The sequence below is a fragment of the Chloroflexus sp. genome (genome assembly GCF_034431535.1).
In the GTDB taxonomy this organism is placed as follows: Bacteria; Chloroflexota; Chloroflexia; order Chloroflexales; family Chloroflexaceae; genus Chloroflexus.
On sequence record NZ_DAOUDC010000046.1, the window covers coordinates 54,191 to 72,976 of the forward strand.

Annotated in this window: 18 protein-coding genes; 7 read left to right on the forward strand and 11 right to left on the reverse strand. The window is 60.5% G+C overall.

From position 1 onward, the window contains the following. Positions 1-142 precede the first annotated feature (142 nt). The 5 genes from U9R61_RS10955 to U9R61_RS10975 form a co-directional block, all read right to left on the reverse strand. The gene (locus tag U9R61_RS10955; protein ID WP_322488853.1) at positions 143-793 is read right to left on the reverse strand and encodes a DUF4276 family protein; all 651 of its coding nucleotides are present in this window, start codon (positions 791-793) and stop codon (positions 143-145) included. Then, positions 790-1,911: an AAA family ATPase gene (locus tag U9R61_RS10960; RefSeq protein ID WP_322488854.1), complete on the reverse strand. Its 1,122-nt coding sequence runs from the start codon at positions 1,909-1,911 to the stop codon at positions 790-792. Before U9R61_RS10960 ends, U9R61_RS10955 begins: the two co-directional genes overlap by 4 nt. 64 nt (positions 1,912-1,975) lie before the next feature. After that, positions 1,976-3,157 carry a Xaa-Pro peptidase family protein gene (locus tag U9R61_RS10965; RefSeq protein WP_322488855.1) on the reverse strand — a complete coding sequence of 394 codons (1,182 nt, stop codon included), beginning with the start codon at positions 3,155-3,157 and terminating at the stop codon, positions 1,976-1,978. Then, positions 3,102-3,701 (reverse strand): hypothetical protein, encoded by a 600-nt coding sequence (locus tag U9R61_RS10970; RefSeq protein ID WP_322488856.1) that lies wholly within the window; start codon positions 3,699-3,701, stop codon positions 3,102-3,104. The genes U9R61_RS10965 and U9R61_RS10970 overlap by 56 nt, the downstream gene beginning before the upstream one ends. Before the next feature lie 358 nt (positions 3,702-4,059). Continuing rightward, complete coding sequence (locus U9R61_RS10975; protein ID WP_322488857.1) at positions 4,060-5,442, reverse strand: LCP family protein; 1,383 nt, start codon at positions 5,440-5,442, stop codon at positions 4,060-4,062. 263 nt (positions 5,443-5,705) lie between these two features. Here U9R61_RS10975 and U9R61_RS10980 point away from each other — a divergent pair, with 263 nt between their 5' ends. Both U9R61_RS10980 and apaG read left to right on the forward strand, forming a co-directional pair. Beyond that, on the forward strand, positions 5,706-8,087 hold the full coding sequence (locus U9R61_RS10980) for an alpha/beta hydrolase family protein (RefSeq protein ID WP_322488858.1): 2,382 nt from the start codon (positions 5,706-5,708) through the stop codon (positions 8,085-8,087). Between the two features lie 57 nt (positions 8,088-8,144). Further along, the gene (apaG, locus tag U9R61_RS10985; protein ID WP_322488859.1) at positions 8,145-8,558 is read left to right on the forward strand and encodes a Co2+/Mg2+ efflux protein ApaG; all 414 of its coding nucleotides are present in this window, start codon (positions 8,145-8,147) and stop codon (positions 8,556-8,558) included. A 9-nt stretch (positions 8,559-8,567) separates the two neighbouring features. Here the strand turns inward: apaG and U9R61_RS10990 are convergent, their stop codons facing one another. The 3 genes from U9R61_RS10990 to U9R61_RS11000 all read right to left on the reverse strand — a co-directional run bounded on the left by U9R61_RS10990 (position 8,568) and on the right by U9R61_RS11000 (position 11,013). Further along, positions 8,568-8,858 carry a hypothetical protein gene (locus tag U9R61_RS10990; protein WP_322488860.1) on the reverse strand — a complete coding sequence of 97 codons (291 nt, stop codon included), beginning with the start codon at positions 8,856-8,858 and terminating at the stop codon, positions 8,568-8,570. Between the two features lie 87 nt (positions 8,859-8,945). Continuing rightward, entirely contained in the window at positions 8,946-9,182 is a 237-nt protein-coding gene (locus U9R61_RS10995; protein ID WP_322488861.1) for a ferredoxin, read from the reverse strand. An 82-nt stretch (positions 9,183-9,264) separates the two neighbouring features. Then, positions 9,265-11,013: an Rqc2 family fibronectin-binding protein gene (locus U9R61_RS11000; RefSeq protein ID WP_322488862.1), complete on the reverse strand. Its 1,749-nt coding sequence runs from the start codon at positions 11,011-11,013 to the stop codon at positions 9,265-9,267. Between the two features lie 59 nt (positions 11,014-11,072). On the opposite strand from U9R61_RS11000, the gene U9R61_RS11005 reads away from it, so the two are divergent. The 4 genes from U9R61_RS11005 to U9R61_RS11020 are packed head-to-tail and all read left to right on the forward strand — an operon-like array spanning position 11,073 to position 15,161. Further along, a complete protein-coding gene (locus U9R61_RS11005; RefSeq protein WP_322488863.1) occupies positions 11,073-11,702 on the forward strand; it encodes a guanylate kinase in 630 nt (209 codons plus the stop codon). A gap of 58 nt (positions 11,703-11,760) precedes the next feature. Further along, positions 11,761-12,312, forward strand: coding sequence for a GatB/YqeY domain-containing protein (locus U9R61_RS11010; protein WP_322488864.1), 552 nt, complete (start codon positions 11,761-11,763; stop codon positions 12,310-12,312). Positions 12,313-12,335: 23 nt separating this feature from the next. Beyond that, entirely contained in the window at positions 12,336-14,513 is a 2,178-nt protein-coding gene (locus U9R61_RS11015; protein WP_322488865.1) for an HDIG domain-containing metalloprotein, read from the forward strand. A gap of 15 nt (positions 14,514-14,528) precedes the next feature. Then, the gene (locus U9R61_RS11020) at positions 14,529-15,161 is read left to right on the forward strand and encodes a glucosaminidase domain-containing protein (RefSeq protein WP_322488870.1); all 633 of its coding nucleotides are present in this window, start codon (positions 14,529-14,531) and stop codon (positions 15,159-15,161) included. 21 nt (positions 15,162-15,182) lie between these two features. Here U9R61_RS11020 and tsaD read toward each other — a convergent pair whose 3' ends face one another. From tsaD to U9R61_RS11035, 3 genes are all read right to left on the reverse strand, one after another. Further along, complete coding sequence (tsaD, locus tag U9R61_RS11025; protein WP_322488866.1) at positions 15,183-16,247, reverse strand: tRNA (adenosine(37)-N6)-threonylcarbamoyltransferase complex transferase subunit TsaD; 1,065 nt, start codon at positions 16,245-16,247, stop codon at positions 15,183-15,185. A gap of 99 nt (positions 16,248-16,346) precedes the next feature. Further along, on the reverse strand, positions 16,347-17,081 hold the full coding sequence (locus U9R61_RS11030) for a YggS family pyridoxal phosphate-dependent enzyme (protein ID WP_322488867.1): 735 nt from the start codon (positions 17,079-17,081) through the stop codon (positions 16,347-16,349). Beyond that, positions 17,078-17,662, reverse strand: coding sequence for a hypothetical protein (locus U9R61_RS11035; protein ID WP_322488868.1), 585 nt, complete (start codon positions 17,660-17,662; stop codon positions 17,078-17,080). The genes U9R61_RS11030 and U9R61_RS11035 overlap by 4 nt, the downstream gene beginning before the upstream one ends. A gap of 286 nt (positions 17,663-17,948) precedes the next feature. Here U9R61_RS11035 and U9R61_RS11040 point away from each other — a divergent pair. Then, positions 17,949-18,786, forward strand: an 838-nt coding sequence (locus U9R61_RS11040; RefSeq protein WP_322488869.1) for a branched-chain amino acid ABC transporter substrate-binding protein, incomplete at its 3' end; no start/stop codon positions are given.

Genomic DNA, 18,786 nt, shown 5'->3' on the forward strand with positions numbered 1-18,786 from the left:
ATCGTGGCGCAATTCACAGAAAACCAGTAATGCAGCGTTACGCGTGAAGGTAGCGCCGCACGGCCGTGCGGCATCACCCGAGTCAATCACCGCAACCCCATGAAGGTTGCGCCACGGCCGTGCGGTGCCATCATCCCCTGCATCAAACCGTTTCAAGATACCTAACCCATTGGTCAAAATGGGGACAGCGTTCTCGCATCGTGACCAAGCCAATATTCTTGGCGATCAGGATTCCATCAATTGGTTTGCGGTAATCAAGTTTGCTGCGTGTGATGCGGGCAGCCGGATGGGTATCAGGGCCGTCGTTGATCTCTTCTGGCGTCGCAAATTGGGCAAGCGGGCCAAACGAGCGGCGAAAGATCGATGGTCGTAGGTATTCCTCTAAGATGTCGGGTTCCGAAAACAGCAGCGCCTCAAACTCATGCAACATCAGAAACGGATAAAACCGGGCATTACCGATATCATCGGCAAATGCGCGTTCGAGAAAAGCAACTCGTTCGTGCGGCGTTTGGCCCTGTACAGCGGCTTTACCGGGGAAATTAGCAGGTAAACCATAATAGTCAATCATTGTCGTCACACAACGAGCATCGTTGTCGCGCAGCAAATTGACAATATCGCGACGGATTTTGGCATACGACACAATACCGCCGCGATGCGATCCGGTAGCCGTGCGCTTAGTCACAGCCAATGTCGGCACAGCCCAACGCTGATGTGTGACCAAATGCGGATTCAAGATCTCATTGACAAACGTCTCTTCCGTTTGCCCCTCGCACAGGATCAAGATCCGCTTCATGGCTGTGGCCTGCCTCCAAGCACATTCTTTTCCCACAACTCACCCAGCGCGTAATCGGCCAGCCAATGCTCAAGGGTGGCGCTGTCTAGCCGGCGCACGGTGGAGATGCCTTCACGCCGGTCAACCACGAGCACCTCTTCCGGCGCGAATTGGTTGACCAGCGCTACCGACTGGGTAGCAAGGATCACTTGTCGTGTGGCGGCCACTTTGCGCACCAGTTCGGCGAGCAAGGTGATGGCATACGGATGCAAGCCCAATTCCGGCTCGTCGATCACAATGGTTGCCGGCAGATACCGCGAGGGTTGCAGGCAGAGTGTTGCCAGACAGATAAACCGCAGTGTGCCATCAGATAGGGCATCAGGGCCAAAAATAAAGTCGGAACCGCGCTCGCGCCACGCAAGCGTTATCAGATCAGAATTTCGCGGTTGCGGCCTGAGCACGAAGTCACCGAAGAAGGGAGCCGCTAGCCGGATGGTTTCGATGATGGCGCGGTATTCAGCCGGGTGATGCTTCGCCAACTGGAAAAGAAACGCAGCTAGATTGGCTGCATCGGCGTGCAAAAAGTGCCGGTCGCGCAACGAGCATGGTTGCTTGACTCGCGCCGTGGGGCCGGTATCGTGAAAGTGATAGCGCCGCCACGAGTTCATATCCCGATAAACAAATCGATCGACGCTGCCATCTCTAGCTGCCCACTGCGGCAAGAGCGATTCGCTTTGCAATTTGTTGGACTCACTGCGCCGGAGCGGTTGCAAGTACTGGAAATCATGAAAATAGGTCGACTCGTGCGCCAGCCACAACTCACCGCGCACCGACACGAATTCGCAGCGATAGCCATTAGCGACTGACTGCTGGTCGTTGGTGAACCACAACTCCAACTCCATTCGCTCGGTGGTCTTGCTGCCGTAGTGCAAGATCCGGTCGGCGCCGCCGGCTCGCGCAACGTAGAGCTGCAAGGATTCGTTCATCATCTGATTGAGCATCGTAAAGAGCGCAATCAGATTCGATTTGCCGGCACCGTTCGCCCCGATCAACACATTGATCGGGGTTAACTCCAGATCGAGTTCGCGAAAGGTGGTGTACCCTCGCAGCTTGATGTTTGTCAGCATCCGGCCAGCCATAAGCGACCTATTTCCTCGCACTGAAGTGGTGTAGCGCCATTGTACCACGCCACTTCCGCCTGTCTCACCGAATCAGCCACAACTCCTCTTGCGGCGGCCCAATCCACTCGCAGCCGTCAGGTGTCACTAGTATCTCTTCCTCAAGCGAAATGTAGCCATAGCGCGTGCGCACACCGAGTTCGAGGGTCAACACCATGCCGGCATCAATCGTGCCGTAGGGTTTGTCGCCGTAACGTTCCCAGCACGGGTAGAACCCCACGCCGCCGTCATGCACCGCGCGCCCCACCTGATGGCCGAGCGCGTGCGGATATTCCGGGTAGCCGGCAGCGGTGATGGTCTGGCGCGCAATCGCGTCGATCTCCCACCCTACCACGCCGGGCCGAATGGCCGCCGCAGCAGCACGAATCGCCGATTTGACCGCATTAAAAGCGTGCTGCACTTCCGCCGGCGGCTCGTGCTCGTCGGGCCGCAAGCAATACCAGACCCGCTGGTGATCCGAGCAGTAACCGTCGAGCTGGACGCCAAAATCCATGTGGAAGATTTCGCCGGGCCGCACCACTTCATCTGACGGGCCGGTGTGGCCCCACGGTGAGTTGGGGCCGGCATTGAGGCCGGGACAGTGGACGGGGTTCCACGCCGTGGTTGCGCCAGCCGCGTGGGTTTGGGCATGGACAAAGGCGGCCACCTCGCGCTCGCTGACGCCGCGACGCAGAAAGTCACCGGTGGCGGTAAAGATGCGCATACTCAGCTCGGCGGCGGCGCGCATACGCGCCACTTCTTGCGGCGTCTTGCGGCTGCGCAGCGCGGCGACGAAATGCTCCGCCGAGACCAGCCGCTCGCGGTAAGGGGTGCCGGCAAGGTAATCGCACAAGTTGAGATACATGCCATAGGTCAAGCCATCGGCGCTGACATCGCTCCGGCTAATGTTAACCCCGATCCGCTGCGGGTCATAACTCTGCAACAGACTCACCAATTCTGGGCCGATGCTCTGGGTATAAGAGCGCACCTCATCGAACAGGCTGGTGCGGCGCAGCGCTTCATCATCACCCAACCCAGCCAGCGCTACCGCTTGCCCGCTGCGGGTAACGATGATCGCCGTTGTCCACGTCAGCGAAAAGTGGCCGAGCAGTTTCAGGGCGGGGTCAGTGTGTTCAGACGTCTCCCGCACCAAGATCAGCCAGAGGTCAAGATTATGCGCATCGAGCAATTCTCCGGCTTGGTGCAATTTTTCGTGGTACAGATTCATCGTGGCGCTCCATCATCAAGGTTGACGAATCGACAATGTAGTAGCAGTGTACCAGTTGCGCAAGTGGATCGGTGGCGAGCCGTTCAATTGTCGTCAGCATGGAGTGCGGCAGTGGTCCTGCGGGCAGCACTGTCCCCGCCACGGGTATGCCGGTCCCGCGAGAGCCGACGGAGCTGGTCAGCGCCACGAACCGGTCGCGCAGGGTGGCAGCAGCGCGCGCCAGCGCGATCGGCTGCCCGTGCCACCCGCGCCCGATCCACGTACAGAGAGGGACAAAACAGGTGGTCACAGCGAGGGTGTGGCGCTGCGCGCCGGCCGTGCGCGGGGCCGCGACCCGCCATTCGTACCACCGTTGTTCGACCGTTGCGACCTTTTGGGTGCAGAGCACCGCGGGCACGGTCGCCACCGTCACGCGGCCACCCGGTCGGGTGGTCGCGATCCTGCACCTCCCCCACGCGCGCACCGTCGCCGGCGGGGTGCTGCGGTGGAGCACGGTGCGTGACCCGCGTGCCGTCCATTCCGCTCCTGCCTTGTGGTGAGTCATGCGGCACCTCGTATCACGGTGGGAGTGGGGACATCTATGATACGAGGTGGGCCGACTCACCGCAAATACCTACCCCCGAAAGGGTGTAAGGGGTGGGGCTACATCCTCCACGGGGTGGGGGCAAGCAATTGCGATACCACGACGCAGAAGAGTTGGGAAGCGGTTCCACGCGATGAGTGGCCGTATACCGCTCTCGTGGGGGATTGCTTCGCCTCGCGTTACTCGGCTCGCAATGACGGCCGGAGCGTGGCACATAGCAGCACCCCGCTCCCGTGCCAGTGGAAGTGGGGCCGGGAGGGATGGTCAACTCTCTATCACTTTTGTGTCTTTTTGTGGCTATGCCCATCATCCGTCGCAGCTACTTCCCGTTCACAAAATCTCGCACCAGCGCCGCAATCGCGCCGGGGCGCGGCGTCAGCGCATACGGATCTCCTTCAATCAATCCCTCGTATACCCCATCTGGCCCTAGCGCAAACTGCTCGATCGCGCCGAGATCAACATCGCGCAACGACCATGCCAACCCCAAGATTTCATCGGCGCTCAGATCGGTGCGGATGTGCGGGCGCAGTGCTGTGGTCACGTGCGCGGCCAGCTCGACCTGCCGCACCGGATCGTGTTCGCGAATCCGGCGGGCGATCGCCAACACGATCATCTGCTGGCGCGCTTCGCGGGCGTAGGCGCTGTCGGCGTGGCGGGTGCGGCTCAAGATCAACGCCTGCGCACCATCGAGCCGCTGCTTCCCCGCCGGGAAGTAGATCGTCGTAATCCCGTAATCCATCGTCGGGTAGGCCGCATCATAGATCGCCTGCTCAAGCTCAACCTCAATCCCGCCGATGGCGTCAACTGCCGCGGTAAAGCCGGTAAAATCAACCCACACGATATGATCAATCGGTAGGCCGAGCAGATTCGTCACCGTGCGCCGGGCCAGTTCAGCCCCGCCGATGGCCGGATTCATTTCGCCGTAGACGGTTGCGCTGTTGATCCGGCCATACCCGTACCCCGGAATCTCGACGATCAGATCGCGGGGCAGCGAGATCAGCGCCACCCGCCGTTGCGCAGGTTCGATCCTTACCAGCATCACCGCGTCAGATCGTGTGGCCCAACCCTCGCCGGGCCGCCGGTCACTGCCTAGCAACAGAATGTGAATCGCATCGCCCTCCGGCAGCCGAACACCAACGGTTGGCATAAGCGTCGGCAATGGCACGCGGCCATCAATTGCCGGCAAGCGGATCGGCGTTATCGAAGCAGCAATCGCCACCTCCAACGCTGCTGGCGTTGGCGAGGAGCCAACGGTGATCGTTTCGCTGGTTGTTGTCGATTGATCCGGCGCTGGTAAGGGTGAGGGGATGGGGGTGGGGAACGCTTGGGTTGGCAACGGCGTCGCTATGACCATCATCGCCGGCGTTGCCGTGATCGCTGGCGAGGGCAATTGCATTGCCGCTACGTTCTGACTAATCGTGATCCCTGCCAACACGATCCTGCCGGTTTGAAAGCCGAGCCAGCCGGCGAGCAAAGCAAGCAGTAGAAAGAGGAGGTGGTGGATCGACCAGTGGCGCATGGGGGGCCGTGCTGGTAGCGGCGTCGCGAGCAAAGCTGCTAACAGGGCTTGATCGCTGCCTTCGGCCAGCTCGCGGCAAGCGGCGCACTGGACTAGATGATCGTGCAGACGCGCTTGGGTTGTTGACCCCGAACCGGGCCAGATACCGGCGGCGAGCAGCGCCCGCGCTTCACTACAGGTCATACAAGTGCCATTCGATCACCGGTCATGATTCGGATTGTGTTATGAGTTGCAGTCCTACCTCTGGCATGCGGCAGTTTTCCTTCCGCATCCAAGAGGGTTGCTGCGCTACCGCTTATCAATCCTGCACCAGTGACCACAACCGCGAGCAACCTTACTAATACAACAGGAATATAGTACCGTGTAGTATACCATTTTGCCTGTCCATCTGCTATGATGTAAAACGAATCGTTCTTCACCTTTTTACAATGGTAAGGAGCACTTGTATGCAACTACCCCGCCAGCTTTGGTGGATCGGTGTATTGGTCGCTATTGTTAGTCTTGTTGCGCCAGCGGCGGCAGCCACGAGTCGCAACAATATCGTCAGTGTCGATCAATTCGGTGATGAAAAGGATCTCCCGCCCAACTTGCTCAGTGACGAAGAGATTGAGCGGATCGATCGCTTGCAGAATGGCGCTTCGTATCCGCTTGCGATCAGCGAGATCAGTCCCGATGACGCCGCCGTATTGATCAGCTCCAATGAAGGTATTGCGTTCCTCGATATCGCCACTGGCAATACCGTGCCGGTCGATACGACGGTGTTCGACTTCCTCGTCCCGCTGCCCTTCGTTGGGTTCGGCAGTTATAGCTGGCAAGATGAGCGCACGCTCGGCGTGCTGGCTATCAACTTTTTCGCCACTAGCAACGCAGATGCGCTTGCAGCGCTCTTCATCGACCGGTTCACCGGTTCGATCAGCGCGGCGCCGGTCGGCATCCCCGATGGAAACGTTGGCTTGGTCTCGATAGCGCCGAATCTCACCAGTTGGCTGATCTTGCGTGAACCGCCGGGAGCCAGCGAGGAGCCGCCAGCGGTGGGATCCAAGTTGTTTACCAAACGCTATACCATTGGCCTGCCTGCTCCGTTGATCGCCCGCGAGTCTCGGATCGAGTTGCCGGCTCGCCTCCAGCGCCGGGTCGATCTGTTCCGTCAGCAACGGCCTGATCTGCTCGCCCGCTTCCTCTTCCAGCAGGAAGAGGATAGTAGTACGGTGGAAGTGACACGCAAGCCGTATAACCTCTTCCTCTATGATGTAAACACGGGCGAGGAGCGGTATGTTACTAGCATTCCCTACGCTTCGGCCCTGCTCAATGATACGTGGACGAGCGATTCGGCCCGCTTGGCGGTCTCGTTTTTCGGCGTTCCTGACGCCGAAGGGCGCGGCGCCTACATCGGCTCGCTCTTCTCGGAAGAGATTTATCGTGATATGACCGGTAATCTGCCGCCACGTCAGAATCCGGTCATTCAAAATAACAACACCTATGTGATCGACTTTGCTAGCGGCCAGACGCAGGTGATTCGCCCCGATGCCGCCCTCGGCGCGCCAATCCTCGCAGCGCACGATTGGGCTCCCGGCGGGCAGGCATTGTTGATCAAGGCCCACCACCCGGCCTACCTCAAAAGACGCACGCATCCCGTCTACTACCCGCGCTTCGCCTCGCGTACCAGCTTCCGCTTCTACGACCGCAATGGCAATGGCCAGTTCCGCTGGACGAAGACGTTCGAGCATCCGATGCTGTCGGGCGCTGATGTTGTCTTTAGCAGCATCGCCGATTTCGTGAGCCCCGACGAGATCATTATTCGGGGTGTGGTCGGCAGCAATCGCCATCCCTACTACTACAACCGCGTTTCCGGCGAGTTGCGCAATCTGGACAATCGCGCCGGCTCGTACTTTAATGTGGTGGCGACCAGCAGCAGCACTCGCCAGATCGTCTTTACCTACACCTCATACACTGCACCCCCCGATGTCTACCGGCTGCGCTGGGATGGCTCCGCGCTCTACCGCTTGACATGGCAGAACGAAGAGTTGCGCGTTGAGGCCAATCTCCGCCAAGACCCGGTGACGTTTACCCTGCGTAACGGGCAGGTGCGGGTCGGTACCTTGATCCAAGCGGCTGATGCGCCCTTCCCGCCCAAGGATGTGCGCATGATCGTTTGGCAAGAGGGTGGGCCGAATGTGCCGATGCTTAATCAGTGGGCAGCCAATGTCGAGAACCCGTATGCGCTGCTGCCCTCGTTTGGCTTTGCTCTCTTGATCACGCCGGTCGCTGGTCGCCAAGGCTATACGCCCGAGGTCTTTAATTCGTTGGTTGACAATTTCAACTTCGGCCAGATCGATATTGATGAACAGGCCGAAATTGTGCAGCAGGCAATCACACGCGGTTGGACGTCGCGGGGCAAGGTTGGGATTACTGGCTGTTCCTATGGTGGGTACTTTACGTTGCAGAGCATTGTGCGCTATCCCGATCTCTACGCAGCGGCGAATCCGCAGTGCGCCTTTATTGATGTGCTGAGCGAATGGAAGCTCGGCAGCGTCATTCTGCCGCCCTACCTCGAGGGATTGCCGCCGTATAAGGCGCTCAACGAGTATGTCAAAGACTCGCCAAGCTACAGTGCTGATAAGGTGAAGGCCGCTGTGCTCACCTTCCATGGCGTCGATGATTTCTTGCCGATCGTGCAGAACGAAAACTTCCACCTGCAATTGGTCAATCGCGGCGTTCCGGCTCGTATGGTGCGCTTCATCTCTGAAGGTCACGGCTTGAACTTGCGAGCAAACCAACTCTACGCCGCCCAAGAGCAGATCAATTGGTTCCGGACGCATTTGAAGTAAGAGTATGATGACCGGTAGGGATGGGTGCCAAACCCATCCCTGTCACCGATTGTAACCATGTTTACACGACGACCGTTCTATTACCGCCTTAGCGAAGGCATGCGCATTAGCGTGCGCCCGCACTACCTGCCGGGCCATTCGTTTCCGCCGCTGCAACGCTTTGTCTTCGCCTACGATGTGCGGATCGAGAACATCAGCCGGCGCGCCGCTCGGTTGATGAGCCGGCGTTGGACGATTTACGACTCAATCGGTGAAGAGATGGAAGTGGTGGGTGATGGAGTGGTTGGCTTGCAACCACTGCTCAATCCCGGCGATGTGCATGAGTACCAGAGTTTTTGTGTGCTCAAGTCGCCGCGCGGTTGGATGGAGGGAGAATACTACTTCCGCACTATGGAAAATACCTACTTCACTGCGATCATCCCGCGCTTCGATCTAATCGCCGACCCCGAATGGATCAATGACGAGGAGTGATTGGAGTGATTAGCGCGGTTGCATCCGCTCTCGTTCACGGCGGTAGGTGCGAATAAAGACGATTGCCAGCAGCGGCAACAGCCACGGCCAATCGGGCCGTTCTTCGCGCAGCAGCCGCCAGACGGCCCGCAGTTGGATCAAGAACGGGAAGCGGGCGAGTTGCACTTCGGCAATGGCTTGCAGTTGGCGCTGCCACGCCGGTGTAGTGGCCGACGCCGGTGGTTGGTTCGTACCCAAGCGTGGGAGCGGTAAACGCAGCACGTCGAGCAGACTGGCGCCAGTGGCGGGTGGTTTGTTCATAGGTGTGGATGGTTGCAAGCGGCGGCGGAGGAGTAGAACGATGCTTGGCCCAAAGGCTGAGCGCCACTCTGCCCCTCCGCCCCTGCTTTACGCGCCAAAGAACTTGCGGTTCTTCTCGATATAGCTCTTCCACTGCTCAGGCACCGAGTCGTCAGCGAAGATCGCCTCGACCGGGCACTCCGGCTCGCACGCGCCGCAGTCGATGCACTCATCCGGGTTGATGTAGTACTGATCTTCGCCCTCGTAGATGCAATCAACCGGGCAGACGGCGACGCACGAAGCGTCTTTGGTTCCAATACACGGCTCTGCAATAATGTACGGCACAGACAGCTCCTTCCTATCGGCACTGCGGTTTCCCGCGCGGTGGTTGTTTGAGATCAGACTACTATAGACCATGGGCCGCCGTCTACCACTTTTGTACCACTTCGCCGCAAAGCTGCGGTTTCACCCGCAATGTCCGTTCAGGGTGGTAGCTGACTAACCCGGTTGGCCCGCCGGGGATTTTGCGCACGGCCCGGCGCCGGCAGAGGTCAACCTCGACCGCGGCATCGTTGCGCGCTTGGCTGTAATAGGCCGCGAGCGCCGCGGCTTCGGCAATGGTCCGTTCGGGCGGGTGTTCGGCCCGGATGATCACGTGCGCGCCGTGGATGTTACGGGCATGCAACCAGAGATCAGTGGGCCGGGCGATGCGAAAGGTCACTTCTTCGTTCTGGCGAGCGGTGCGCCCGATATAGATCGGCAAGCCGTCACTCGAACGCACCTGCAACGGGCGAGATCGCGGCGGGCGGCGCCGGGTGGGTGACGGGCGCAGGTAGCCGGCCTCTTCTGCTTCAGCGGCGATCAGGTCGATTTGATTGGCGTCATCGGCGACTGCCAATAGCGCCAATACTTGATCCAATCCGGCTAGCCGCACTTCGGTTTCGGCCAATCGTTCGGGTAAAATGGCGCGGGCGCTCTTGGCTTTTTCATACGCCTTGAACCGCTCTTGCGCCTGTTCGACCGGCGAACGGCTGGGATCGAGCGCAATCCGCTCCCCTTCTACCACCAGTTCGGTTGCGCCTCGCGGCAATTGGTGCAGAAAAGCGAAAATCATCTCGCCTTCCCAGCGCAGCCGATCCAACTCATTGGCACGAGCCAGCTCAGCCGCAATCTGTTCGCGTTGCCGCGCCAGTTGCTCGCGGCTGGCGTGCAAGCGCGCCGCCAGATCGGCCCGGCGCTGGTCGCGCCCCAACGGTTGCTGGCGCGCAGCGTAAAACGCCTCCAGCGCCGCGCTCATGCTCGGCATCGCCATGGCGCCGGACAGATGCACCGGGCGGTACGGCGCGTAGGCGATCGGCCCGTTCTCATCGCGCACCAGATGCGGAGTCGGCGGTTCGGCCACGATTTCACGCAGCCGGGCCGCGATGGTGTAGGCCGGCAAGCCGTGCCCCGTCGTTGGCGCCGCACCGCACGCCCGTGCCAATACTTCGCGCGCCGCCTGCGGCGAGATGCCGCGGTAAGCGTTCACCAAGGCCTTCACCGGATCACCCGGCCCCAGCACCGCTTCGATCTCGGCGGCAGTGGCTCGCAACGGATCGCGCTTAGCTGGCGTTGGCGGCCATTCATACACCCGCCGCGGCATGATTACCCGGCTGCTCATGCGCGGCGTCACCCGCTTGATCGCGTCGAGAATCAGGTTGTTGTCATCAACCAAAATGATATTGCTGCGCCGATCTTGCGGCTCGACGATCAGATCGCAGTGCAACAATGCCGCTTCATCCACCGTCTCATCGTCATCCAGCTCATCATCGGCTAATTCATCGGCGCTCATCGGTGGTTTGCGCGAGTCCGCCGCTTTCGTTATACTGAACGAAACGACTCGCTCGTAAGGCGGTTGTTCGATCGCTACAATGCGACCGCCGAGCAGGTATTTACGCATCAAGAGCAAAAAGGGCGGTTCACCTTCCACGCCACGGCTGAGGCGCTGGCTGACCAGATGAATCCGCGCTGTCTGCGCGTCAGCCGACGCCAGCAGATACCGGCGGCGACCATGCGCGTAGACCTCTAACCCGATGGCGAGCGGCCCAACCAAGACCACGCGCTGGATCCGCCCAAAGAGGAGCGTTGCACGCAGTTCTTCAACGACAGCCGTCAACGTCAAAGCATCAAAATACATCGTTGCACCAGCAGGTGTTAGCCCTATCGCCGGCAGGATACCATAAGACGAGCGTAGGCATGGAACAGATTCTTAATCCGGTGTTGCAAGGCAAGCCCCCGCAACCGCTACTCGTAGTGATCTCAGGCCCGTCTGGCGTCGGCAAAGACTCGGTGCTGATGCGGATGCGCGAGCTAGGATTCCCGTTCCATTTTGTCGTGACTGCGAATAGCCGGCCACAACGGCCCGGTGAAATTGACGGCGTTGATTACCATTTTGTTTCCACCGAGCGCTTTCGTGAGATGATCGATAACGACGAGCTGCTCGAATGGGCTGAAGTGTACGGCCAATATAAGGGCATTCCCAAATTCGAGATCCGGCAGGCGATGGCCAGCGGGCGTGATGTTATTTTACGCATCAATGTCGATGGCGCAGCAACGATTAAGCGGCTCGCTCCCGAAGCGGTGTTTATCTTCCTTGCACCGGCTTCGCTCAATGATCTGCGCCACCGGCTGATGCTGCGCCGCACCGAATCCCCCGCCGAGGTTGAGCGCCGTTTAGCGATGGTGGCCGACGAGTTGGCCCAGTTGCCCAATTTCGATTACGTGGTGATCAACCATGCTGACCGGCTTGATGAAGCAGTTGGCCAGATTCGAGCCATTATCAGCGCCGAAAAAGCCCGTGTCTATCCACGCCGGGTAACTTTGTAATCATGTCGGGCGATAGCGCCGCTATGGCCCGCACACCAATGATGTTGGAGAAGAACGTATGACCATCCAAGAACGCCTTGCCAACGATCTGAAAGAAGCAATGCGCGCCGGTGATAAGGTGCGCGTGAATGCGATTCGCGCTGCTCGCGCCGCCCTGCAAGCGGCCCAGCTCGACGCGGCTAAGCAGCGGTTCGACGCCGCGATTGCCGAGATTGAAGCCAAGTATGCCGGCGATCCGGCGGCAATGGAATCAGCCAAGGCTGCGATCGCGATTGATAGCCACGCGGCCTTGAGCGAGGCCGAGCAAGAGGCGGTGATTGCCCGTGAAATCAAGCGTCGACGCGATGCCGCCGATATTTATCACAAGGCCGGTCGCACCGATCTGGCGGTCGCCGAAGAGGCCGAAATCGCCGTGTTGAGCGAATATTTGCCCAAGATGCTTAGTCCCGAAGAGTTGCGCCCGCTGGTGGCTGCCGTGATCGCCGAACTCGGCGTGAGCGGCCCCGCGGCCATGGGGAAGGTGATGCCGGTCTTGCTCGAACGGTTTAAGGGTAAGGCGGAGAATCGCACCCTGAGTCAGGTTGCGCGCGAACTCTTAAGCGCGTCATAACGTTCTCGCACCCAGAGGCGCCTATGAAAGCCATCTCGCGCCACCGGCTCTTCCGCTGGTTCGTCCAACCGCACATGTTGGCGCTGTCGCGCGCACAGGTGCGGTTGCTGCTGGCGGCGCTCTTGCTCTGGGCCGGGATCTGGGCTGTGCTCACCTTTCGCCTCCCCGGCGCCAGCGGCTTGCAGGCCGGTCAACCGAGCCCGCTCAGCATTGCAGCGCCCGCCGAGGTGATCTATACCAGCGAGGTGCTGACAGCCGAACGGCGCAAACAGGCGGCGAATAACCCCGATAATCTGGTCTATTTCAACGATCCGCAGATCCCGATCGAACAGCGCCACAATCTGTTTAGTCTCCTCGAATTGATCGGGCGGGTGCGCAGCGATCCGACCCGCGATGAGGCGGGCCGGTTGCGCGCACTGCGCGAATTGCCCAGCGCCGATGTGCAATTGTCAGACGAACAGGCGCGTTTGATTCTCGCGCTTGATGATGAAGCATGGTCGCTGTTGCGCACCACCATCTTGAGTTTGTACGATCGGGCTATTGAACGGTATGACTATGCTGTTGATGAGCGGGCGCTCACCCAACTGCGCGATCGGTGGTTGAGTTTTTGGCTGGCGACCACCACCCTCGATCCTGCCCAACGCGAATTGGCCCAGACCATCACCGCCGCTTTTTTGCGGGTGAACCGTACCCTTGATACGGTTGCAACCGAAGAACGGCGGGCCAATGCGGCGGCGCAAGTGGCGCCGGTTGAGGTGAAGGTATTGGCCGGCGAGATGATCATTCGCGCCGGTGAGATTGTCACCCCGGCCCATATTGAGAAGCTGCAAGCTACCGGCGCAATGCCGCGCCCGCTCGGCTGGCCGGAATTGCTCGGCCATGGGTTGCTGGCGGCCCTGCTCAGCGCTGGCCTGTTCGGCTATCTGCGCGGTTTTCAGCCCCAACTTACCGAGCAGGTTCGGTCGCTGTTTGTCTTGTTGGGTACGATTGTGGCGACGTTGATCCTCGCCCGGATTGCGTTGCTGATCTACGATGCCCGCCCGATCTTTTTCCCGCTGGCGATGCTGGCGGTGGTAGCAACTGTGGTTTTCACCGGCCAGATCGGTTTCGCCGCCAGTTTGCTGGCTGCGATCGTGATGAGCGTGATGGAAGGGAATGATCTGACGCTGGCGGCGACCCTGTTTGCGAGTTCGACCAGCGCGATTTTGCTGGTGCGTCCCGCTGAACGGCTGCGTTCGTTTTTGGTCGCCGGTCTAGGGGTAACGGTCACGGTTGTGGCGCTGGAAATCACCTTCTGGCTCAGCCAACAAGCGATCTTTACCCTCTCTGGCTTTAGTGACTGGATGCTTGCCACGGTGCTGAGCGCCATTGCTAATGGCGGTCTGACGACGATTCTCTCGTTTGGTCTGTTTAATGTCATTGGCCGACTGGCCGGGCAGGTGACGGCGTTGCAGTTGATGGAGTTGGCTCACCCGTCTCGCCCGCTCTTGCGTAAGTTGATTCGGGAAGCGCCGGGGACGTATTACCATAGCGTCGCGGTTGGTAATCTGGCCGAGGCCGCTGCCGAGGCGATCGGCGCCGATGCGCTCTTGTTGCGGGTGGCCGCCTATTATCACGATATTGGCAAGACGATTCGCCCCGCCTTCTTTACCGATAACCAGATGGGGCGTGAGAATGTGCATGACGATCTCGATCCCTATATCAGCGCGCAGATTATCATCGACCACGTGCGCGAGGGGATCAAGATGGCGCGCGCTGCCGGCTTGCCCGAACAGATCGTCGATTTTATCGCTACCCATCACGGCACCGGCTTAGTGCGCTATTTCTATCAGCAGGCCCTCCAACGCTATGACAATATCGATGAGCGCGATTTTCGCTACCCCGGCCCCCGCCCCCATACCCGCGAGCAGGCGATCTTGATGCTGGCCGACTCGGTGGAGGCGACGGTGCGCGCGAAGGCCCAGCACGGCAAATTGATCGCCAAACGCAACGGCGAGCCGGGTGAACGAACAGTGAACGGCGCGGTCACCCTCGATGAATTGGTGCAGTCGATTATCGATGCCCGCGTGCGCGAAGGTGAACTGAGCGATGCGCCGTTGACCATGCGCGAGTTGGGGCAGATTAAGACGGTCTTTGTAAACACATTACAATCTATCTACCACCCACGGGTTGACTATGCGCCGCCGATTGTTCGCGTGTAAAGGAGTGTTGCTGTGATGTACACTGCCGATAGCCCGATTCTAGGGCCGCAGACCGCCGCGATGGATCAGACGAGCCGCTATATCCTCAGCCGCCCGCACGGCGAGTATACCGAGAAGGATATTGCTGATGTCATCATCCCGGCGTATGTGCGCATCTGTCTGCCGGTGGGGGTTGACCCGGTGCTGGCGGTGGCGCAGATGATCCACGAAACCGGCAATTTGACCAGTTTCTGGAGCCAGCGCCCTCAGCGTAATCCCGCCGGGATCGGGGTGACCGGTCAGTGGCAGACGCACCAACCGGCGAATCCGAGCGGCTGGGCCTACAATACCCAACGCCAACGCTGGGAGGCGGGGGTGAGTTTTGCGACGTGGGCTGATGATGCGATCCCGGCCCAAATCGGGCGGTTGCTGGCATACGCGCTGCACGAAGGGAGCGAAACGCCGCCTCAGCGCGAGCTGATCGCCAAGGCGCTGAGCTACCGGCCCTTCCCGCGTGCGTTTCGCGGCAGCGCGCAGACGATCAAGCAACTAGGCCGCGTCCACAACCCGCTGGGCGCGCAGGGGGCCGGTTGGGCCAGCCCCGGCCATAATTACGGCGAGGCAATTGCCCGGATTGCGAATCAAATCTTGGCGGTGCCGTTGTCGTAGGGGCACAGCGTCGCTATGCCCCTACAACGCCCCTAACGGCAAATTTGCCATTACATCCACATCCCAACCGTGTTGTACCCCGGCGTGGAAGCGGTAAAACGCCGCTGCCGCCACCATCGCCGCGTTATCGGTGCAGAGATCGAGTGCCGGTAGATGTACCGGCACATGCGCGCGCCGGATCAGCTCTTCGCGTAAGCGCCGGTTGGCCGCTACCCCGCCGGCCAGCAGGATCGCCTGCGCGCCGTGCCGGCGGGCCGTGTCAACCGTTTTGCTGACCAACACATCCACCACCGACTCTTGGAAGGCGTAGGCCATCTGGGCCACAAACGGCGCATCGAGCTGCGCCGGGTCGTTGCCGCCTTTGCGCCCGCTCAGCCGCGCCGCCTGCGCTAGCCGGTCTTGCACCCGGTGCAAGACGGCGGTCTTGAGGCCGCTAAACGAGAAGTCGTAGCTGTCGCGCAGCCACGCTCGCGGCAACACCCCGCCGGGAGTAGCCTGCGCCGCCGTCGCCTGTATCGCCGGCCCACCCGGATAGCCCAACCCCAAAATGCGCGCCACCTTGTCAAACGCTTCGCCGGCGGCGTCATCACGAGTCTGGCCGAGCAAGTCATACTGGCCGTGGTCGCGAATGAGCGCCAGCAAGGTATGGCCGCCGCTAACCAGCAACGCCACTAGCGGAAACGGCGGCGGCGGATCGCTGCCCAACCAACCCGCATACAAATGCGCTTCCAGATGGTTGACCGCCACGAACGGCAACCCGCGTTGCCACGCCATCGCCTTGGCCGCATTCAGCCCCGTCAGTAACGCGCCGCTGAGGCCGGGGCCGTGGGTGGCCGCCACCGCATGCACATCGTTCCACCCGTTCGGCAACGCGGCCAGCGCCGCCCGCACCACCGGCGCCAAGCTGAGAATATGCTGGCGTGAAGCGATTTCAGGCACCACGCCGCCGTACCGCTCGTGCGTCGCCATCTGTGATGCGACAATATTGCTGACCACCGTGCGCCCGCCGCGCACCACCGCCGCTGCAGTCTCATCGCACGATGTCTCAAGCGCCAAAATGGTAAAGTCGTCTGGAAGCTGGTTCATGATCGAACTCGTACGTTGTCATTGTTCACATCATGTCGTTGCATCGCCAGTACGGGCTTATAACCGCAGCCATCTCCGCTGAGGGCGCAGGTGCGAACGTCATTCCGCCTGCCGCTCGCCAAAGATCGCGCGCCCGATCCGCACCATTGTCGCCCCTTCGGCGATCGCTGCCGCCAAATCATCACTCATTCCCATTGACAATTCGCGCCAAGTGGCCTGCGGGTAGCGGCGAGCCAAATCGTCGCGCAGTTCGCGCAACGCGGCAAAGAAGGGCCGCGCTTCATCAGGGTGGGCCACAATCGGCGCGATCGTCATCAGGCCGCGCACCTCAAGCGTCGGCAACGCCAAGATTGCTTCAATATCGCGCAGCAACGCGCTATAGGCCTCGCTATTCTTCAGTCCTCCCGGCACCCAGAACCCTTCTTTACTCGCTTCGCCGCTGATATTGATCTGCAACAGAATCGGCAATCGCCGGTCACGCTCGCGGGCATGCCGGTCGAGCGTCTCGGCGAGCCGCAGACTGTCAACTGAATGGATGAGATCGAACAGTTCGACGGCCAGCTTGGCTTTATTGCGCTGGAGGTGGCCGATCAGATGCCAGCGTGGCCGTGGGCGCAGAGTTTGCAACGCGCTGATCTTTTGTTGCGCTTCTTGCACCCGATTTTCCCCCAGATCGGTCACGCCGGCGGCTACCGCCGCCGCTACCACTGCTGGCGGATGGGTCTTGCTGACCGCAATCAGTTGCACATCCGCCGCGCTGCGTCCGGCAGCCGCTGCGGCGGCGGCAATCTGCGCTTGCACCGCAGCCAGTCGTTGGCTCAACTCGGTGTTCATGGTCGCGATCCTCGCACATCGATCAGCAAGCGTTGTTCGATCGGTGGGTCAGGCGGCAAATGGGTGATCAACAACAAGCCGCGCCCTTCCGGCAATGGCACGCTCAACTCCAGCGGCGTCGAACCACCCGGCGGCAAGCTGGCCATCGTCGAGCTGGGTGACCGGTAGCTCTCGCCGGTGCTGTCGCGCAGCTCAAACGCACTGATCGGCACCAGCAGATCGGCAGTGGTCAGATTTGTCACTGTCCCCTTAATCCGCACCCCATCGACGGTCGGTTCGATCACGTCAATCGCCACTCGCACCCGCTGGCTGCTCGCGACCGGATCGATCGGCTGGCTGCGATTGCCGGTTGCGATCTGTTGCCAAATGGCGCGGGCCGCCGCCTGCGCTTCTGGCGCCAGATTTTGCACCTCGAGTTGCGGGAGCGCGGGCAACGGCAGCGCCGGCGTTGGTTGGCGGGCGAATTGCTCGATCAAGGCCGCTGATCGAGATTGCTGCATAAAGATACTAATACCGATCAAAAAGATGGCCCCCAAGAGACCAATTGCCCAAAACGGAATGGGCGGTGCGTCGTCGTGCATCTCCGCCGTCTCTTTACGTTCGCTGCCCCCGGTAAGAGCCGCCCATGCTTTGCCCCAACCGGGGGAATGCCTCCGCATCATCCTCCCCTTATTGTAGCTTTAGCCGGCAAGCTTGACAAACTGGCACGGATCGCGTATATTCGCCTACTGTCATCCATTGTGGTTAACTGTTCGCAACGCAATGATGCGCCACGCTGACTCGCTCACGATTCAGCACCATTGCGTTACGTGCAGATAACCGCAGGAGACGGCAGATTACCGGTTTGAAGTCAAGGAGAAATCGGTTATGAAGCGTTCGATCAGTCTCTTGTTGCTGGTCGGTATGCTGGCCTCGATGCTCGCCGCGTGTGGCGGCGGCCAACAGGCCCAGCCCACGGCGACGCCGCAGCCGGCGACGCAGGCGACCGCGGCCCCGGCGCCGACGGCAGCCCCCGCGCCGACGACCGCAGCCCCTGCTCAGGTGATCAAGATTGCCACCCAAAGCCCGTTGTCGGGCGGCCAAGCGGCGCTTGGCACCGGTATCAAGAATGCCGCTGAGCTGGCAGTGCAGCAACTGGCGGGCCCGCTTGCAGAGCTTGGGTTCAAGGTGGAGTTGGTTCCGTTCGACGATCAGGCGAAGCCGGAAGTTGGTTCGGCTAACGCCAAGAATATCGTCTCGGATCAGGACATCCTCTGCTTGGTTGGGCACCTGAATTCGGGTGTGGCGCTGGCCTCATTGCCCGACTACAAGAATGCCCGCCTGCCGATGGTGTCGCCGGCTAACACCAACCCGAACATCACCGAGGGCGGCTACGAAGTGGCCTTCCGCGTGGTCGGTCGCGACGATGTACAGGGTGCGGTGGCCGAGAAGTTCGCCCGCGAAGAGCTGAAGGTTAAGACGGTTTACATCATCCACGACACCACCGCCTACGGGCAGGGTGTGGCCGAGTTCTTCCGGCAGAATGCTATCGCCAATGGTTTGCAGGTGCTGGGTTTCGAGGGCACCGAAGAGAAGAGTGACTTCTCGGCCATCCTGACCCCGATCTTGGCGGCCAACCCCGACCTGATCTTCTTCGGCGGCATCTACGATCAGGCAGGCCCGCTCTTCCGGCAGGCCCGCGATCGCGGCATCACCGCCCAGTTCA